The organism is Alteromonas sp. H02 (genome assembly GCF_059682525.1).
The window spans coordinates 2,052,315-2,068,977 of sequence record NZ_CM185021.1; the positions used below are offsets into that span (position 1 = coordinate 2,052,315).

Consider the following 16,663-nt stretch of genomic DNA (forward strand, 5'->3'; position numbering starts at 1 on the left):
GCCGCAATGACTAAACGCATTTTAGCGGCCGCACTCCTTACGCTTACCGGCGGTACGGTGACGTCGCTCAAGGCTGAGCAGGTGCTGCCCACGGTTCCCTCGCTTATCAACAACATGCAGCAGTTGCACCCGTATGTGAATGTGCTGACTGAGAAAAATAACCAGTTGGTTTACGGCCTCGATAGTGCCCAGAGCGAATTCGACGGCCGCATTGAGCAGGATGTCAGTGGCCGGGTAGCCGGTTATTACGACGGCTCTGCCGCGGCCCAGCGCTTTGTAAAACCACTGGGTGACATGAACGCTAAGCTCATCAGTGAGTACCGTGTTGCCACCGGCGACTTTCCGGTTTACGAAGAGCAGTACAATACCTTATCAGGCGGTGAGGCCAGTATTGGTGTCGCCCTGTCGCTGCTGCAAAACCGCAGTATCGATAAGCGCCGGGTAGGGGTGAGTAACGCCGCGTTAGCTATAGAGCAGTACCAGGCTGAATTAGCCCTGAGCATGAATGACTTTTTGTATAAGGGCCTCAGCCAGTATTTAAAATGGTATGAGGTAAGCCTTAAAATTGCCGCGGTACAAGAGCTGCTTGGTACCCTGAAATACCGGCGCGAAGGGCTGTCTACCCGTTTGGAACGCGGCGACTTAGCCGAAGTTGATCTCACTGAGTTTGAAGCCAGTATTCTGGAGCAGAAGCTGGCCTTGTCACAACTACGTCAAACTCAACGTGCCTCGGCACAGGCGCTGGCTTTTTACTGGCGTAACAGTGATGGACAGTCACAGGTGATTGCCAGCGATGCCGAGTTGCCAGAAGATATTCAGTGGCCGTTTAACATTACCCCGGCGCAGGCGGCCCGGTTGCGTAATGCCATCATGCAACATCCGGCGTTGGCGGTGCTGCGCACCGAACAGAGCGTAACGCAGAATAAGTTTCGATTGGCAGAAAACCAGTTGTTGCCCAAACTCGACGTAAAGGCGCTGGTGGCTAAGGACATGGGCAGCGGCCCCACATCACTGGCCGAAACCGAAGGTAAAATTGGCCTGACGTTCTCGTATACGCTGGGTAACCGCAAAGCCAAAGCTGAACAGGCGACCATGCGTTCAAAACTTAAAGTGCTGGAGTATGAGGTTAGGTTGGCGCAGGACCAGCTAAATCAGCAATTTGAACAAGCTTATGCTTACTGGCAGCAGGCCCACGAAGTATTAGCACTGCAACAGCAAAATGCTGAGCTGGCGGTCACTCTGTCGCAGCTTGAACGTAAGCGGTTCGACGCCGGTGACAGCGATATGTTTAAGCTAAATGCCCGGGAGTCGGGAGTGCTGAAAGCGAAACTAAAAGCCATTGAGGCACAGGTGGATTTACTGTCTGCGGAGCTTAGCCTGCATAAAGTAGTAGCGGCGATTACGTCGTAAGAAAGAAAAGCGCTGCCCTGTTAATAGGGCAGCGCAGGTTTCGTTATGGCTCAATGTCACCCGCAGGTTCAGTAACGCCAGGATAGGCCTGAGGCGTTAAAGGTTTTACCGGACGCTGCTCAATACGCTGCTGCAGATACTCAATCGCGGCATCTAGCTGCGCATCTTCACCCCTAAAAGTGGCATGAGGCAGGTTGTCTACTTCAATGTCCGGAGCAATCCCCAATCCTTCGGTGATCCAGCGGCCATCTTCGGCAAAGACCGGCAACTCCGCTACCCGCGCCATGCCGTTATCGGCCAGGCGGTTACGGCCACGCAACCAGATGCCGGCACCAGCGGTTTGTTTGCCGATCACCGGGCCTAAATCCATGGCTTTCACGCCTGCCGTGAAGGTTTCACCGTCAGAGTAAGTATATTGGTCGGCCAGTACCACCAGGTGACCACGGAAAGTCTGTTGCATGTTGGTATTCGGCTCGCGGTTGTCACTGGTCCAGAACATCCACACTTTACGTAGCAGTTTCTCTAAAATCCAGCTATCGATATTACCGCCGCGATTACGGCGTACATCAATGATCAGGCCGTCTTTCTTGTAGGCGGCGTAAAACTCGCGAGCGAAATCCGACACATCGTTGCTACCCATGGCATACAAATGCAGGTAGCCAATATCCTGGTCGGCCTGTTCGACTTTCTGGCGGTTACGGGTTGTCCAGTCCTGGTAACGCAGGCGTGCATCGGTGCGATTGCTTACCGGGTACACAATAGTTTGTAAGGCTTCACCATTACGGTTAAGACCCAACAGTACCTGACGGCCAGCCTGATTAAGCAATGCCTGATTTAATTCAGCCAGCGAGCCAATCGGGCGTGCATTAATACTGGTAATAATGTCACCTTCTTTGGCGTCAGTGCTCGGTTTTAACAACGGTGAGGCTTTGGCAGGCACTTCGTTGTCGTACTGGTATATGCTGGCAATTTGCACGCCTTCATCGGTTTGCAGCAAATTGGCGCCTAAACTGGCCGGCGCGGGGCGATCAGGCTCCTGCGGTGTGTCGCCGCCATATACCTGTGAGTGCAACACATTAAGCTCACCGGTCATCTGGCCAAGCACGTCATTAAGTTCAGCGCGGTCGGTAATGCGAGCGATCAATGGCTGGTATTTTTGTTTTATTGCCGCCCAGTCAACACCACGCATGGCCTTGTCGTAAAAATAGTCACGGTGCATCAGCCAGGCGTCATGAAACAGTTGTTGCCATTCCTGCTGTGGATCGATGCGTAACTTCCAGGCCGACACATCGGCTTTTTGATCGGTGGTGTCTGAAGGAAAACTGCTGCCAGCGCTCACAATATAAATCTGATCGTTATTGCTGCTTTGTTTTAACACCAGCATACTTTTGCCATCAGTACTAAGCTTGTAGCCGCTCAGGCCTGCCGTAAAGGTGCTGGTTTTATGATGCGGTGTTTGTTCAATTGCTTTAAGCACCGGTTTGCTGCCGGGCTCCGTCACCCGATCCCTGACATACAGGTATTTGGCGTTGGCTGCCAGGTCGCTATAGTTGCCGGGACTCACCGGTACCTGCCAGAGTCTCTCGCTTAACTGCTCCCAGTCAATAAGCGGTGCCTCTGGCGCATTCTCGGCTTCCTCGCTGTCGTCATTTTCTTCCGGTTCGGATTGTGTGTTCAGTTCGGTAGGCTTTTGGAAGGGGAAAGTCGCCTCGGCTTTCAGTGCATAGGCGAAAATCTGAGTGCGGCGGTCAAAAGTAGTCCCCATATTGCGGTCGCCCCAGGGCGAACTAGTGGTGGGGGTAAATTCCCGGTCCGACAGGAAGTACAGCCATTGCTGGTCCTGACTAAAGGCCGGAGAGTATGAGTTGTACTTGTCGCTGGTCAGCACCTGGCCGCGGTTTTCGGCAAAGTTGTGCACATAAATGCGCTGGCGTTCGTCGCCGAGTTTACTGGTGGTAATCGCCAGTAATTCACTGTCGGCACTAAACACGATATCGGCGTAAGGGCTCATTTCGGTCTGGCCTGAATAGAGCTTTTGGGTATCGCCGGTGTTGATATCGAGGATCCACAGATCGCCGTTGAAGTCGTCGTAAGCGAGCTTTTCACCGTTTGGCGATAACACCAGTTGCCAGCGGCTAATGGCGGCGCCGCTGGTGAGCTGTTTGCGCTTGGATGAACCATCGGCAGCAAACTGTCAGATTTCCATTTCGCCACTGGCATCATTAATCGCGTACACCCATTTACCGTCATGGCTTAAAATGGCTTTACGGGAGCGCGAAGCGGGGGGGGTGTCAATTTCTACCAGGCGTTTGCCGTCGGTGCTGGCTATGGCCAGACGGCCGCGGGCGGTAATGATGACCTGTTTGTGGTCGGCATTAAAATCCAGTGAAGTCAGGTATTGGGTGGGTTTAGTCAGCCAGTTCTCCCGTAACTGAGGGAAGTCGCCACTCAGGGCAATGTCCAGCGTGCGGGTGCGGCGTTTGGCAATGTCGTAAATTTTAAGGTCTGCGCCATGCTGAAAGATAATCCGGCCGTTATCGAGGCTGGCCCGTTTAATGGGAAAGTCCTGAAAATCGGTTAGGGAAACTGCGAATAAGTCCTGCAATTTAGTTCTTGAACCAGCCTTTGCACTTACCGTCTAATTTTTGAACGCTAAAATTTCAATTTCGGCAAATATACTGCCGTTTTAGGCCTGATTTCGGCCTTATTCCGGGTTATTCCCGGATTTCAGATAGATCTTGGCTGTCGCCTTAACATCTGGTCTACTTTAAACAGGTTCGCTAAGGTGAATAACATGGCTAACTGTGAGTCATTTTTCATCAGCCCTTTATAACGTGCTTTGATAAAGCCAAACTGACATTTGATGATCCGAAACGGATGCTCCACTTTTGCTCTGATGCTGGCTTTTAAGTATTCGATGTTAATGGCCGTTTTGTTTTTGCGAGGATGCTTTTTCAGTGCCCGGACTTTTCCGGGGCGTTCAGCAATCAGCCATTCCACATTCGTATCTTGCAACTCTTCCCGCATCGAAGCGCCCTGATAACCGGCATCGCCGGAAACGAATTCTTCTTCGCCATGCAACAGGTTCTTCAACTGGTTCAGGTCATGCTCGTTTGCGGCGGTGGTCACCAGCGTATGGGTGAGGCCACTCTTGGCATCCACACCAATATGGGCTTTCATACCGAAGTGCCATTCATTGCCTTTCTTGGTCTGATGCATATCAGGGTCTCGTTCATTCTTTTTGTTTTTAGTGGAGCTGGGTGCTTCAATAATCGTCGCATCCACCAGTGTACCCTGCGTCATCATCACACCGCAGTCAGACAGCCATTGGTTGACCGTTTTGAATAATTTGCGAGTCAGCTTGTGCTTTTCCAGCAAGTGCCGAAAGTTCATAATGGTAGTGCGGTCTGGAATGGCTTTATCCAATGACAGTTGCACAAACTGACGCATCGAGGCAATTTCATATAACGCATCTTCCATGGCTTCATCACCGAGGCTATACCATTGCTGCATACAATGAATGCGAAACATGGTCTCAAGCGCGTACGGACGTCTACCATTGCCAGCTTTAGGATAAAAGGGTTCAATCACTTCCAGCAGTTGAGGCCACGGCAGCAGTTTATCCATTCTGGATAAGAATATCTCTTTACGAGTCTGGCGGCGCTTGCTGGAAAACTCACTATCGGCAAAAGTTAACTGTTGGCTCATGGGCGGTAATGGCTGTGATTTACTATGCAGCTATGATCTCACATCGGGGACTTATTCGCATCTTCCTTAGCGCTTTGGCGTTTTTACCGGAGGCCGACATTACCCACAGGTTGTCGTTACCGTTTTGATTACTCACAAAATACAGTTTGTCGCCAGTCACCATGGGTTCGCGTGCCGAAGCGTCGTGGGCGTCGGTAAGCAGCAGCGCCTCGGTTTGGCTACCCAGCTTGTAACGCCACAATTCGCCCTGGGCACCACCGCGATAATAACGGGCGTTGTCGCGTGACACCTGCAGGCCAAACTGGGTGAAATAAAGCGTGTCAGAAGCTTCGTCAATGGCGCCTTCAATGGCATCGGCAACCGGTACTTCCTCGGTATTCAGGGTAGCCGGATCCACCTGTTTTAACGACCAGTTATTAGCGGGGCCTACCCGGGTATTGGTGCTGTATAACAATTTACCGTCGCTGGTCCACTGCTGCAGATACACGTAGCTGTTTTCAAAGGTTACCCGCCTGGCTACTCCGCCTTCGGTGGGGATCACATACACTTCGGTTGCGCCTTCATAGTTAGCGGTAAAGGCGATTTGTGTTCCGTCTGACGAAAAGGCCGCTTGTTGTTCCTGCGCCAGATTAGTGGTCAGGCGGCGGGTGGCTGCGCTTTCCATGTCATGTAACCAGAGGTCGCCTTCGGCGGTAAATACCACCTGGTTATCGTGCAGGTCCGGGTCGCGGTGGTAGCCGGATTTGGCCATCGAATGGAAGGACATGAGCAATAGGCTCATGCCGACAATAGTTCGTTTTTTCATGGTGTTATTCACTTTGTCGTCGTTTTTTATAGTAGGTCGTGCTCATGGCAGTAAACGAGAGAAAGTGAGTAAAGTCAAACCGGGGCCGACCGATGGCTGTAAATCCCGGTTTGCTGGCAGGAGCAGGGCTAATGCTAATCTTCTTCCAGTTGAATAAGGTCGCCCGGCTTGCAATCCAGTGCCTCACACAGCGCCAGTAGAGTGGAGAAACGAATAGCTTTGGCTTTGCCGGTTTTCAGGGTAGACAGGTTAGCCATGGTGATACCAACGCGTTCAGATAACTCGGTGAGTGACATCTTGCGCTGCAGCATGACCATATCCAGATTTATTTTAATGGCTTTAGACATAATTATATGGTCAGTGATTGTTCTTGTTTCATCTGAAAAGCGTACTCGAGTATCTGGGCCAGTACCAGCAATGCCCCGCTAATCAGAATGCCCTCGATAGGTATTGAAACATAGGGAGAAAGTTGAAGTTGTTTATGAAACTCACCGATTTCCGCCAGTATCGCCATGCCGCACAGGTAGGTAAGAAAAGGCGAGACAAGGCTATAAACCAGGATAAGCAAGCCTAGCTTTTTTACATAAGCGACATTTTCCAAATCGAAAATACGCTGAGTAGCCAGGTTAGCGAACAATTTACGCAGGTTATAAAATGCCAGCAAACTGAATATACCGCTGATGAGTATGGAATCTGTATTAGCAATAAAAAAGGCTGCCCGGCCGCTGGTATTATTGAGTTTAAGTTTGCCATCGACCTGCATAATTTCACTCGCCGCTGCGGTGACATCATTGGCAATCACCGTGGCGTTAAACCAGTATTCGATATCGGTGTGGCGCTCGCTGATTTCCCCGGGAATATTTAATCCGACAACGAGGATAAAACCAGCTCCTACCAGCATTGCGAGTCCACTTAAATAATAAAGAAAGTCGAACCACGTCTTGAGCGCCGGGGTGTATTTCGGGGCCGGTAACTGGCTGCTGGTATTCATAATATCTGATGATTCCTGACTGGTCATGGTCAATTCCTTGCTTAGTTATGCTGACTATTACTTTAGCACTCGCTTCTTCTTTTACAATAATTATTTATCGAAAAACAATAAACATTTATCGTTGTTCGTTGTTTTTCTTTACTGTTCAGCTGCTTATATAAGCGCCGAATCTGTAACAAAATGTTGTTAGCGCTTGCAATGAATAGGGTTGTTGGTTAAATTCTGCACACTACATTATTCGGAGTTACCGCCATCATGAACAACTAAGCCTGTCGTCCATTTTTATCGTTATTTTTTTGGATCTACAGGGTTAGTCGGCGTAGCTCACTATCGTAATAGTATGGCGTTTTACCGGCGCGATGCTGCCTCTTAAATTTGCAATGTGCTGCTAAGCTGAAGCCCGCTTAACGGGAGGCGTTAATGCCTATACTTCAAGCACACAATCTTAGTTATCAACTGCCTGCGGGCGACACGCTTTTTCATTCTGTTTCGGTATCAATGTCTTGCCGCCGTGTGGGGCTGGTGGGCCGTAATGGTGCCGGTAAATCGCTATTGGCAACAATTTTAACGGGTAAGCGGGTGCCTACCGGTGGCACCGTAGTTTGCAATGCCGATACCGGCGTATTCTGCCAGCAACCTTCGCACTTGCTGGCGAGTGAGGCGACTATCGCCGAAGTTCTTGGCGTGGCACCTGTACTTGATGCGCTTTCGCGAATTACCAAAGGTGAATGCACTGACCATTTGTTTGAGTCGGTGGGTGAGCAGTGGGATTTGCCTGCCCAGCTTGCCAGTCAACTGGCAACGCTGGGCCTGCCTGATGATCCGCAAACCCGATGCGCAACACTCAGTGGTGGTCAACTGGCGATACTACGCCTATGGCAACTTTTTAAGGGCGAACACAACTTGTTAATTCTGGATGAGCCATCTAATCATCTGGATCGCCGTGCCCGGCGCTGGTTACAAGCGCAAGTTCAATCCACTGCGGCAGCGGTACTGCTAATAAGTCACGACCGTGAATTATTGCAGGGAATGGCAGAAATCTGGGAGCTTAATCAAAACGGGATAACAGTGTATGGCGGTAATTACGCTCAGTATGCCGCGCAAAAGCAATCTCATGAGCAGGCATTAAACCGTCAGATTGAAACACTGCACAAGCAGCAAAAGCAAGTTCAGCAACAAGCCCAGCGAAGCCTTGAGAAGGCCGCGCAACGCGCTGCCCAGGGGCAAAAATTGCGGGGCAGTCAGGCTAAATGTTTACTGGATAAACAAAAGGACCGCGCGACGGCCAGTGCTGCTAGTCGCAATAAGAATATCGAAGGCAGGCAAAAACAGTTACAGCAACGAGCGAGCCAGTTGCAATCAGTACAATGCAAAACACAAAAGCAGGCTATTCATTTATCATTAGTTAATGCGGGCAATAAAAAAGCTATCACCCTGCTCAACGGCGTGCTGGCATTTGGTAGCTCACGGCCAGTTAATTTGCAGGTTGGAGAGGGAGATAAACTGCACCTGCAAGGCGGTAATGGTAGTGGTAAATCCACTTTACTAAAAACGCTGACGGGCCAGCTATCGCTGCAAGCTGGAGAGCTGCATGTTAATACTCCGCTGTGTTATCTCGATCAGCACTTTAGTTCGGTGGTGCCTACGCTCAGTTTACTGGATAACCTTTTAAAGCAGTGCCCGGCGTTAAGCGAGTCTGACGCGCGCACTTTACTGGCTGGTATCGGCTTTCGCCGCGACAGTGTTTTTAACCCGGCCGAAAGCTTAAGTGGCGGAGAGAAAATGAAACTGGCTATGTTAATCGTCAGTCATCAGCCGCAGCAGCCATTTTTGTTACTCGATGAGCCCGACAATCACCTGGATTTGAATGCAAAAATCCTGTTGGCAGCAGCGCTAGACCGATATCAGGGCGGTTTTATTTTAATTAGTCACGATAGCGCATTTGCTATTGAGGCCGGGGTTAAAAGTGCTTATCACCTAAACAGTGGCGAGAGTCAGGCAGCATTTGGTGCTGGTATTTTGTCAGACGTTACTGTACAAGGGCGGTAAATTTACATAGGGACTACGCTTTTATGAGTCATGAGCAGCAGTGAAAGTTTATCCTCAAGCCGGAATAGACCGGTTATATTTTGGCATGACCATGACCCAGGTACGCGAGGCCTGGGGGCAACCAGAAGACATCTACCATTTCCATCCACTTTGCGACAGCCTGGAAGAACGGGATGTGGTATGGCAATACGCCAACGGTACTGAGCTGAGTTTTTCATCCAGCGACAATTTTGTGCTCGGGACGATTTCGGTGTCATCCACCGAAGCTGAGCTGGAAGGTAAATGTGTTATTGGTAAATCGATTCTGGAAATTCGCTTAATGTTTCCTGAGTTGGAATTAGATGATGATTTCGATGAATTTGGCCAGGACTACCTGCTGGCCGACAAGGATGTGTCACTGTGGGTGGTTGCTGGCAAAGTTGACACCATTAGTCTGTATCCTGACTATGATGAACATGGCAGTATGAGAGTTAATCAACCGCTCAGCGAGCAGGGCAGTTAAGCGGTTATTATCAATCGTTGAGAGTATGGCATGACGACCTTTGTTAAATCTGTAACCCTTAGCGCTAACGGCGTGACGATGATACCACTGGAAGCCGCTCATGAGGCAGGTTTAAAGGCTGCTGCCGCCGATGGCGAATTATGGCAGCTGCGGGTGACTTCAGTACCCGAGCCCGAGGCCACGGCGGATTATATTAACGCAGCACTGCGCGCCCGCGAGGCCGGTGAGCGCTTTGCCTTTGCGGTGATCGAGCAGACAACAGGAAATGTGCTGGGGACAACCAGTTACCACGATATTCTGCCTGCGGTTAAACGTCTTGAAATTGGCTATACCTGGTATGCCAAAAGCGCCCAGCGAACCCATGTGAATACCACCTGCAAGTTGCTGATGCTGTCACACGCTTTCGATGTACTCAACTGCCACGTAGTCGGGTGGCGCACCGATAATTATAATTATGCCAGTCAGCGGGCCATAGAGCGTTTAGGCGCGAAAAAAGACGGTGTGATCCGCGGCCATCATATGCGCCGCGACGGCACCATCCGCGATACCGTGATGTACAGCCTGCGCCAGGGCGAATGGCCGGAAGTGCGTGCCCACCTTAATTACCTGTTAAGCCAGCACGGTGTTAAAGAGCTTTAGCCTGGCGTATAAACGTTTTGCACTGCGTAATAAAAGCATTGCTCTGGGCGCTGACCTCACCATCGCGTGCGTAATTGAGAGCGATAAAAGCCTCACAGATTGCCTTAAACTGACTGGCCGATTGGGGAGATAGCCGCTGCGCAGCGCGTTCGGCAAAGTGCTCCGGACCGTCATTATGACGCTCAATACCGGTAATCTGCTCAGCCTTTTGGCTGGCCTGTAAAAACCAGCGAAGATTGGCTGGTGGGCGTTTACGCTGCCAGTGCGGGATAAAGTAAAGTGCCAGCAACAACCCGATCACCAGGCATATTCCCAGCATCAGAAACATAATCCGCTGAGTGGTCACCTTGCCCAACAACAGTGCCAACAGGTTCTGCTGACGTTCGGCGTCGAACCCCAGCACCCAGCGGCTCCACTGGTAATCCAGTAAACTGTAAAGATTGCGTAGCTCGGCAAACAGCGGCAGCTGTTGCAGTCTGGCCATCTGGTTATTGGCCAGGAAGGACTCTTCTTCCACGGCTTGCTGTAATCCCAGCTCCAGTCGGGCCGGAGCGACAATACCGCTGGGATCAAACCGGACCCAGCCGCGGCCGTCCAGCCATGCCTCTACCCAGGCATGAGCATCATACTGATAAACGCTAAGCACGTCTGGTTGTAACGATTCGCCGCCATGATACCCGGCTACCATTCTGGCCGGAATGCCCAGTAACCGCAGTACATAGCTCATGGCACTGGCATAATGAGCACAAAACCCTTCCTGATGGATGAACAGAAAATCATCAATGGGATGATCCGGCATAGGGGGCGGTGTAAGGGTATAACGGAAGCCCTGGTCGACAAAATAATCCAGCACTGCCTGCACCCGTCCAACCTGGGTAGCGTTGTCGGTGGCGATTTGTTCGGCCCAGGCCTGGGTTAGCGGATTAACCGCTGTATTATTCGGTAACTGCAGGTTAAGCCGGCTGTCGATGCTGTAGAGTGTCTGGTCCATCGGCGTGGTGGGATAAGAACGCACCCGATAAGCTCGCCGCGACGTAATCGGTGTTTCGCTGAGCAAGGAATAGTCACTGCTTTGCCAGATGGCTTGTGAACTGTTCAGGTCGTCGGGTATGGCCACATCTATGCTGAATAACCAGTGCTTGTTAGTGGGCTCGGTAATTACCTCATACTCCCACCAACTGCCACTCACCCGGGGCTTAAACTCGTTATTAAGTAAGCGATATTGCTTGCGCACCTGTTTGCGCAGCGGACTGACAGACCACTGTTTGCCATCAAAATACTCAAGGGTCAGGGCCCGCCAGTAACGTTCAGCCGGTGGCGGCAGAGCGCCATCAAACGTGGCTCTGAAGGCCAGTTTGCCGGACTGAGTCAGGTTGGCAATATCGCCTGGGCTTACCGTATCGGTTAAGCCGGTTTCGGTACTTTTCGATACCGGCATTTTCCATAAGGGGGGCAGCTTAGGTAATATCAGGAACAACAGGATAGCGATGGGCAGAGCCTGCATACTCATCACTGACAGCCGTTTGATATGCCAAGGTAAATGCTGTGAAGGTGAAAAGTAGCGACCAATGGCAACTAACAACGACAAGGTTAACAGGCCATAAAATAACGTCATGACGACAGATTGATGGAAAGTAAAACCCATGCCAATAACAAACAGGCAGGTGCAAAACAGGTGAAACAAATCCCGTGGCCGGTTGAGTATAATGAGCTTTAAGGCGCCTGCCAGGATCAGTAAATTAACCATGGTGAGCAACAGGCCAATCTGCAGGCTGAACCAGCCCAGACACAGGCAGCATAACAACCCCAGTAGATTAATGGTACGCAGCGAGGGCATGGGCTGATACCAGCCAAAGTACATCACGAGGCGAATGCCGGTAGCGCACAGGGAAATTAGTAACACCCAGAATAACAGGGGGGCAAACAGACTCAGGCTCAATACGCAAAACACCAGAGCGATAAGTGCACTGGCGGTTTGGTTGCGAATGGGTTTATCAATCGGCTGCATAGTCTTGCTCGGATTGCCGGTAACGGGCCAGTGATTTAAGGCAACGATGTTTATGAGCCTCGCCGGTGGCGGGCTCTATGCGTTTATTGCCAATGCTCAGGCCGAAAACATGTTGCTGAGAAGATAACCGGTTAACCTGATAGGTAAGCAGGCCCAGGGCTTTCTCAAGAGGTTCACCGGCGTAAGTATCGAGGCTCAGCCAGCCGCCCTCCTGTTGCGCCTGGTTAAAGATTTTTGTGCTCAGTTCGCCGCCTTTGGCAGCTTGTTTCCAGGCCACTCTGTTCATTGGATCACCGGGCTTAAAGGTGCGTAGCGTGTCAAATTCGTCAATACCGGCCACGTTTCCAGCTGTATCGCCCTGACTGGCGTCGGTGGACGTCAGTTTTAACGCCGAGGCGATGGGCTTGGGGTAGATGGCCAGCGACTTATTAAAATCAAGGTGCGTCCAGCAGCGAAACAGGCCAAGAGGGTAGGTAGATGACAGAGTGATTCTGGGTAAACGAAAAATACCGCGTTGCGCAGCGGGCAGCAGTAATTTAACTTCGCGGTCCTGGTCCGCGCGGCGATTCAGCAAGGCCAGAGAAGTGCCCCGCAGCTGAATATGTAACCCCCCGTAAAAGGGCATGTCCTCACTATTGACGTGCAGTTGCAAACTCAACAGGGCGTGCTCTGAAACGTAGACCGGCTGGATATCCTTCAACGATAGCGATACGGCGGTAAAGTTACGGTAGCTGACAAATAGATGCAGCAAGAAGATAGCCAGCAGAAACTGGCACAATAACAACATCAGGTTGTTCTGATAGTTGGTACCTAAAATAAACAGCCCCACACAGGTGAGCAGGTAGCCAAAGCCAAATCGGCTGGGGAAAATAAACACGTTTTTCAGGTTTAGCTGATAGCGTGGGCTCGGCGGTATTCGCCGCTGCAACCAACGGTTTTGCAGATTGTAAACTGAACGTTTAATTCGCGAGACCATCAGGCAGCGAGCGGATCAGTAAGGTCAAGAATACGCTGGCTGAGCAGGCCATCTTCACGGTAGTCGGTCTGACTGCCACGCAGGCGGTGCTCAGCAACGGCGGTAAAGATTGCCTGTAAATCTTCAGGCAATACAAAATCCCGCTGATGAAGTAATGCCCAGGCCTGCGCGGCGCGCATCAGCGCTTTACTGGCCCGCGGCGAGAGCGGGTAGGGAAACTCGCTGTTATCACGGCTTTGATTGACCAGCCGTAGCAGGTAATCCAGGATCGGATCGCTCACATGAATATCGCTGACCTGCTTTTGAATAGCCTGTAATTGTTCGGCACTTAATACCTGACTGGCAGGCTTTTGGTGATGACTGCTGACACCTGCTGATTCTCGCAACATGCGCTTTTCAGCTTCGCCGTCGGGATAGCCCAGGCTGATACGCATTAAAAAGCGGTCAAGCTGAGACTCTGGCAGCGGATAGGTACCGGCCTGATAGCTGGGGTTTTGCGTGGCGATAACAAAAAACGGCGAGGGCAGTGAATGCGTACTGCCGTCTATGCTGACCTGATTTTCTTCCATGGCCTCAAGCAGTGCACTCTGCGTTTTCGGGCTGGCCCGGTTAATTTCATCCGCCAGCACTACCTGACTAAATACCGGGCCCTGATGAAATTCAAATTCGCCCTGCCGGGTATTGTAAATATTGACCCCTAACATATCAGCGGGAAGCAGGTCGGAGGTAAACTGGATGCGGGAAAAGTGCAAACCAAACACCGTTGCTAAAGCATGGGAGAGGGTGGTTTTTCCCATGCCGGGTAAATCTTCTATCAGTAAATGTCCGTCTGCCAGCAGGCAGGTCACCGCGAGCTTAATCTGATGTTGCTTACCAAGGACCTGGCTATCGAGATAAGCCAGCGCCGGTGAGAGATCTGTATGCATGATAATGTCCGGTTTTAGCGCTTTCGTTTTTATACGTCAATTCCATTAGCAGGATTACTCTAGCAAATATAAACAGCAACTTAGGTGATTGTCCTGATACTTAAGTATAGGAGAGAGTGGCGCCCCTGACAGAGATTTTAGGCAGTCGGTTGGCGATCGGTTGAAGTTGTCTGTATAAAGTGCTGCGATCCTCAGCCGGGTTGACTATAATGACCGCCAAAAAACGGAAGTAGTATGTATGAAAACAATAGAAATAGATGATGAGCTGTATGCGTTTATCGCCAGCCAGACAAAACATATTGGTGAGAGTGCTTGTGAAATTTTACGTCGGTTACTGATCGACGAGCCCGGAATCGTTACTACCGTAGTAACCAGCGGCGCTCCAATTCCTGCGACATCCGCTGCACCCGCTCAGGCAGAAACCACTCCGGAGCCGGTAGCTGCAACGCCGGTTAAAACCACTCCGGAGGCAACGCCAGCGCCTGCGCCAGTAACAACAGCCTCTGCGCCGGCATTATCGGGCGATGACTTACTGCAGTGCGTTAATAAAGATGCCCTGAGCCAGTTCGACAAACGGGTTGATCAGTTTCTGTTTATTCTGCAACAGATTTACCTGCAGCACCCGGGCGATTTTGCCAAAGTTGAATCGATTGTGGGCAAAAACCGTAAGTACTTTGCCAGCAGCAAAGAAGAACTGCTTAAATCTGGTAGTAGTACTAATCCCAAAGCCATTCCTCAAAGCGGTTTTTGGGTAGTAACAAACAACAATACGGCAAAAAAACTGGCCATGCTGAGCCAGGTTTTGCAGATTTTAGGATATGACGATAAGGTAGTGGAAACCGTTAGCGAAACCTTTGATTCGTAAACAATGATGTGATTTCACGACTTACAAAAGGATATTTTCATGGCGTTACACCCGGAAGCTGGTAAGGCGGCTGCTCCAGAGCAGCTTATTAATGTGGCCCAACTGGTTAGCCAGTATTTTAGTTATCAACCGGATGCCACCGACCCTGCTCAGGCGGTTAGCTTCGGCACCTCAGGCCACCGTGGTACAGCGGCACAAACAACCTTTAACGATATGCATATCGCTGCCATCTGCCAGGCGCTGGCGGAATATCGTGAGCACCAGCAAATTAGCGGCCCGGTGTTTATTGGTAAGGATACCCACGCGCTCTCAGAGCCGGCCATGATTACGGCAATTGAAGTGCTCAGTGCTAACAACGTATCGGTAGTGATTCAACGCGATGATAACGATTCTAAAGGGTACACGCCAACGCCGGTTATTTCCCGCACCATTATTCGTTACAACCGCGGCCGCAGTGAAGGCCTGGCTGATGGCATTGTTATCACGCCTTCACATAACCCGCCGTCTGACGGTGGCTTCAAGTATAATCCGCCGCACGGTGGCCCGGCCGACAGTGATGTTACTAAGATCATTCAGGAACGGGCAAACAGCCTGATTGTCAATGGCAATAAAGACGTTAAACGTATCGATTTAAAAGCGGCTATGTCCTCTGACTTCGTATCGGAGCAGGATTTTATGGTGCCGTATATTGAAGACCTGGCAGAAGTGGTAGATATGCAGGCCATTGCTAAAGCCGGTTTAAAGCTGGGCACCGATCCGCTCGGTGGCGCCGGTGTGGGGTACTGGCAATATCTGGCAGAACATTATGGCCTGGATATTACCGTGGTGAATCCGCAGGTTGACCCGCAGTTTGGTTTTATGCGCCGTGATAAAGACGGTAAGTTACGGATGGACTGTTCTTCGGCCTATGCCATGGCCGGACTGATAGAGCTTAAAGATAAGTTTGATTTAGCCTGGGGCAACGACCCGGACTTTGACCGCCACGGTATTGTTTGCCCCAGCAGCGGTCTGATGAATCCCAATCATTATCTCGCGGTTGCCATTAATTATCTGTACCAGCATCGACCGCAGTGGGATGCCAGCCTGAAAGTAGGTAAAACACTGGTCTCCAGTTCCATGATCGATCGTGTAGTGGGCGATATGGGTCGCGAACTGGCAGAAATGCCAGTGGGCTTTAAATGGTTTGTTGAAGGACTGTCGGATGGCACGCTCGGGTTTGCCGGCGAAGAAAGTGCCGGTGGTATTTATCTGCAACGTGACGGACAGACCTGGGCCACCGACAAAGACGGCTTTATCATGTGTTTGCTGGCGGCGGAAATTCTGGCCGTTACCGGTAAGGATCCCGGCGAGCATTATCAGGCACTGACCGAGAAATTTGGTTCACCCTGTTATCAGCGTGTGGATGTGGCGGCCAGTCTGGAAGAGAAAGCCAAACTCTCGGCCATGGACGCCAGCGTAGTTACCAGCGAATCGCTGGCCGGCGAGCCGATAACCAACGTGCAGACTCATGCGCCTGGTAACAATGCCGCCATCGGCGGGGTTAAAGTGTCGACCGAAAATGGCTGGTTTGCTGCGCGTCCGTCTGGTACCGAACAAATCTACAAAATTTATGCGGAAAGCTTTAATGGTGAAACTCACTTACAGGAGCTCATTAAAGAAGCCGAGCAATTAGTAGCAAAAATTATCAAATAGCTACTTCATCTCATTAATTGTTGTAAAATAAATGTTAAAATCCAGCGTGTTGATTAAAATTCATGCTGGATTTTTCTATTTTTAACAAATAT

Annotated in this window: 15 protein-coding genes and 1 pseudogene; 6 read left to right on the top strand and 10 right to left on the bottom strand. The window is 50.8% G+C overall.

Annotated elements, in window-relative coordinates:
* Positions 1-6: 6 nt before the first annotated feature.
* Positions 7-1,410 carry a TolC family protein gene (locus AC566Q_RS09410; protein WP_499616067.1) on the top strand — a complete coding sequence of 468 codons (1,404 nt, stop codon included), beginning with the start codon at positions 7-9 and terminating at the stop codon, positions 1,408-1,410.
* Positions 1,411-1,453: 43 nt separating this feature from the next.
* On the opposite strand, the gene AC566Q_RS09415 is transcribed toward AC566Q_RS09410, so the two are convergent.
* From AC566Q_RS09415 to AC566Q_RS09445, 7 genes and pseudogenes are all read right to left on the bottom strand, one after another.
* Positions 1,454-2,794: a S41 family peptidase gene (locus AC566Q_RS09415; RefSeq protein WP_499617434.1), complete on the bottom strand. Its 1,341-nt coding sequence runs from the start codon at positions 2,792-2,794 to the stop codon at positions 1,454-1,456.
* Positions 2,786-3,559 (bottom strand): annotated as a pseudogene (locus AC566Q_RS09420) (S41 family peptidase); the annotation flags it as partial. The gene AC566Q_RS09415 and the pseudogene AC566Q_RS09420, both read right to left, overlap by 9 nt.
* A gap of 45 nt (positions 3,560-3,604) precedes the next feature.
* Positions 3,605-4,015, bottom strand: coding sequence for a hypothetical protein (locus tag AC566Q_RS09425; RefSeq protein ID WP_499616070.1), 411 nt, complete (start codon positions 4,013-4,015; stop codon positions 3,605-3,607).
* Positions 4,016-4,137: 122 nt separating this feature from the next.
* A complete protein-coding gene (locus AC566Q_RS09430) occupies positions 4,138-5,118 on the bottom strand; it encodes an IS5 family transposase (RefSeq protein ID WP_230237739.1) in 981 nt (326 codons plus the stop codon).
* Positions 5,119-5,140: 22 nt separating this feature from the next.
* Positions 5,141-5,923 carry a PD40 domain-containing protein gene (locus tag AC566Q_RS09435; protein ID WP_146129548.1) on the bottom strand — a complete coding sequence of 261 codons (783 nt, stop codon included), beginning with the start codon at positions 5,921-5,923 and terminating at the stop codon, positions 5,141-5,143.
* Positions 5,924-6,057: 134 nt separating this feature from the next.
* Complete coding sequence (locus AC566Q_RS09440; RefSeq protein ID WP_105934650.1) at positions 6,058-6,270, bottom strand: helix-turn-helix domain-containing protein; 213 nt, start codon at positions 6,268-6,270, stop codon at positions 6,058-6,060.
* A 2-nt stretch (positions 6,271-6,272) separates the two neighbouring features.
* Positions 6,273-6,941 carry a DUF2975 domain-containing protein gene (locus AC566Q_RS09445; RefSeq protein ID WP_105934651.1) on the bottom strand — a complete coding sequence of 223 codons (669 nt, stop codon included), beginning with the start codon at positions 6,939-6,941 and terminating at the stop codon, positions 6,273-6,275.
* A 393-nt stretch (positions 6,942-7,334) separates the two neighbouring features.
* Here AC566Q_RS09445 and AC566Q_RS09450 point away from each other — a divergent pair, with 393 nt between their 5' ends.
* The 3 genes from AC566Q_RS09450 to AC566Q_RS09460 are packed head-to-tail and all read left to right on the top strand — an operon-like array spanning position 7,335 to position 10,104.
* Complete coding sequence (locus AC566Q_RS09450) at positions 7,335-8,963, top strand: ATP-binding cassette domain-containing protein (protein WP_499616077.1); 1,629 nt, start codon at positions 7,335-7,337, stop codon at positions 8,961-8,963.
* A gap of 40 nt (positions 8,964-9,003) precedes the next feature.
* Complete coding sequence (locus tag AC566Q_RS09455; RefSeq protein ID WP_499616079.1) at positions 9,004-9,465, top strand: hypothetical protein; 462 nt, start codon at positions 9,004-9,006, stop codon at positions 9,463-9,465.
* A gap of 30 nt (positions 9,466-9,495) precedes the next feature.
* Positions 9,496-10,104, top strand: coding sequence for a GNAT family N-acetyltransferase (locus AC566Q_RS09460; RefSeq protein WP_499616082.1), 609 nt, complete (start codon positions 9,496-9,498; stop codon positions 10,102-10,104).
* Here the strand turns inward: AC566Q_RS09460 and AC566Q_RS09465 are convergent.
* Genes AC566Q_RS09465 through AC566Q_RS09475 form a run of 3 tightly spaced genes read right to left on the bottom strand, consistent with a single transcriptional unit; the run spans position 10,091 to position 14,047 of the window.
* Complete coding sequence (locus AC566Q_RS09465; protein WP_499616085.1) at positions 10,091-12,112, bottom strand: transglutaminase TgpA family protein; 2,022 nt, start codon at positions 12,110-12,112, stop codon at positions 10,091-10,093. The two genes, AC566Q_RS09460 and AC566Q_RS09465, sit on opposite strands and share 14 nt — an antisense overlap.
* Complete coding sequence (locus AC566Q_RS09470; RefSeq protein WP_499616088.1) at positions 12,099-13,088, bottom strand: DUF58 domain-containing protein; 990 nt, start codon at positions 13,086-13,088, stop codon at positions 12,099-12,101. Before AC566Q_RS09470 ends, AC566Q_RS09465 begins: the two co-directional genes overlap by 14 nt.
* Positions 13,088-14,047: an AAA family ATPase gene (locus AC566Q_RS09475; RefSeq protein ID WP_276309512.1), complete on the bottom strand. Its 960-nt coding sequence runs from the start codon at positions 14,045-14,047 to the stop codon at positions 13,088-13,090. Before AC566Q_RS09475 ends, AC566Q_RS09470 begins: the two co-directional genes overlap by 1 nt.
* Before the next feature lie 205 nt (positions 14,048-14,252).
* Between AC566Q_RS09475 and seqA the strand changes: the two genes are divergently transcribed.
* Entirely contained in the window at positions 14,253-14,879 is a 627-nt protein-coding gene (gene seqA, locus AC566Q_RS09480; RefSeq protein WP_499616091.1) for a replication initiation negative regulator SeqA, read from the top strand.
* Positions 14,880-14,918: 39 nt separating this feature from the next.
* Positions 14,919-16,571 carry a phosphoglucomutase (alpha-D-glucose-1,6-bisphosphate-dependent) gene (pgm, locus tag AC566Q_RS09485; RefSeq protein WP_499616094.1) on the top strand — a complete coding sequence of 551 codons (1,653 nt, stop codon included), beginning with the start codon at positions 14,919-14,921 and terminating at the stop codon, positions 16,569-16,571.
* Positions 16,572-16,663 lie beyond the last annotated feature (92 nt).

Bases quoted from the DNA above. Each gene is read 5' to 3' on its own strand.
- AC566Q_RS09410 (WP_499616067.1), top strand. From the start codon at position 7: ATGACTAAACGCATTTTAGCGGCCGCACTCCTTACGCTTACCGGCGGT.
- AC566Q_RS09415 (WP_499617434.1), bottom strand. From the start codon at position 2,794: ATGCTGGTGTTAAAACAAAGCAGCAATAACGATCAGATTTATATTGTG.
- AC566Q_RS09430 (WP_230237739.1), bottom strand. From the start codon at position 5,118: ATGAGCCAACAGTTAACTTTTGCCGATAGTGAGTTTTCCAGCAAGCGC.
- AC566Q_RS09435 (WP_146129548.1), bottom strand. From the start codon at position 5,923: ATGAAAAAACGAACTATTGTCGGCATGAGCCTATTGCTCATGTCCTTC.
- AC566Q_RS09440 (WP_105934650.1), bottom strand. From the start codon at position 6,270: ATGTCTAAAGCCATTAAAATAAATCTGGATATGGTCATGCTGCAGCGC.
- AC566Q_RS09445 (WP_105934651.1), bottom strand. From the start codon at position 6,941: ATGACCAGTCAGGAATCATCAGATATTATGAATACCAGCAGCCAGTTA.
- AC566Q_RS09450 (WP_499616077.1), top strand. From the start codon at position 7,335: ATGCCTATACTTCAAGCACACAATCTTAGTTATCAACTGCCTGCGGGC.
- AC566Q_RS09460 (WP_499616082.1), top strand. From the start codon at position 9,496: ATGACGACCTTTGTTAAATCTGTAACCCTTAGCGCTAACGGCGTGACG.
- AC566Q_RS09465 (WP_499616085.1), bottom strand. From the start codon at position 12,112: ATGCAGCCGATTGATAAACCCATTCGCAACCAAACCGCCAGTGCACTT.
- AC566Q_RS09470 (WP_499616088.1), bottom strand. From the start codon at position 13,088: ATGGTCTCGCGAATTAAACGTTCAGTTTACAATCTGCAAAACCGTTGG.
- seqA (WP_499616091.1), top strand. From the start codon at position 14,253: ATGAAAACAATAGAAATAGATGATGAGCTGTATGCGTTTATCGCCAGC.
- pgm (WP_499616094.1), top strand. From the start codon at position 14,919: ATGGCGTTACACCCGGAAGCTGGTAAGGCGGCTGCTCCAGAGCAGCTT.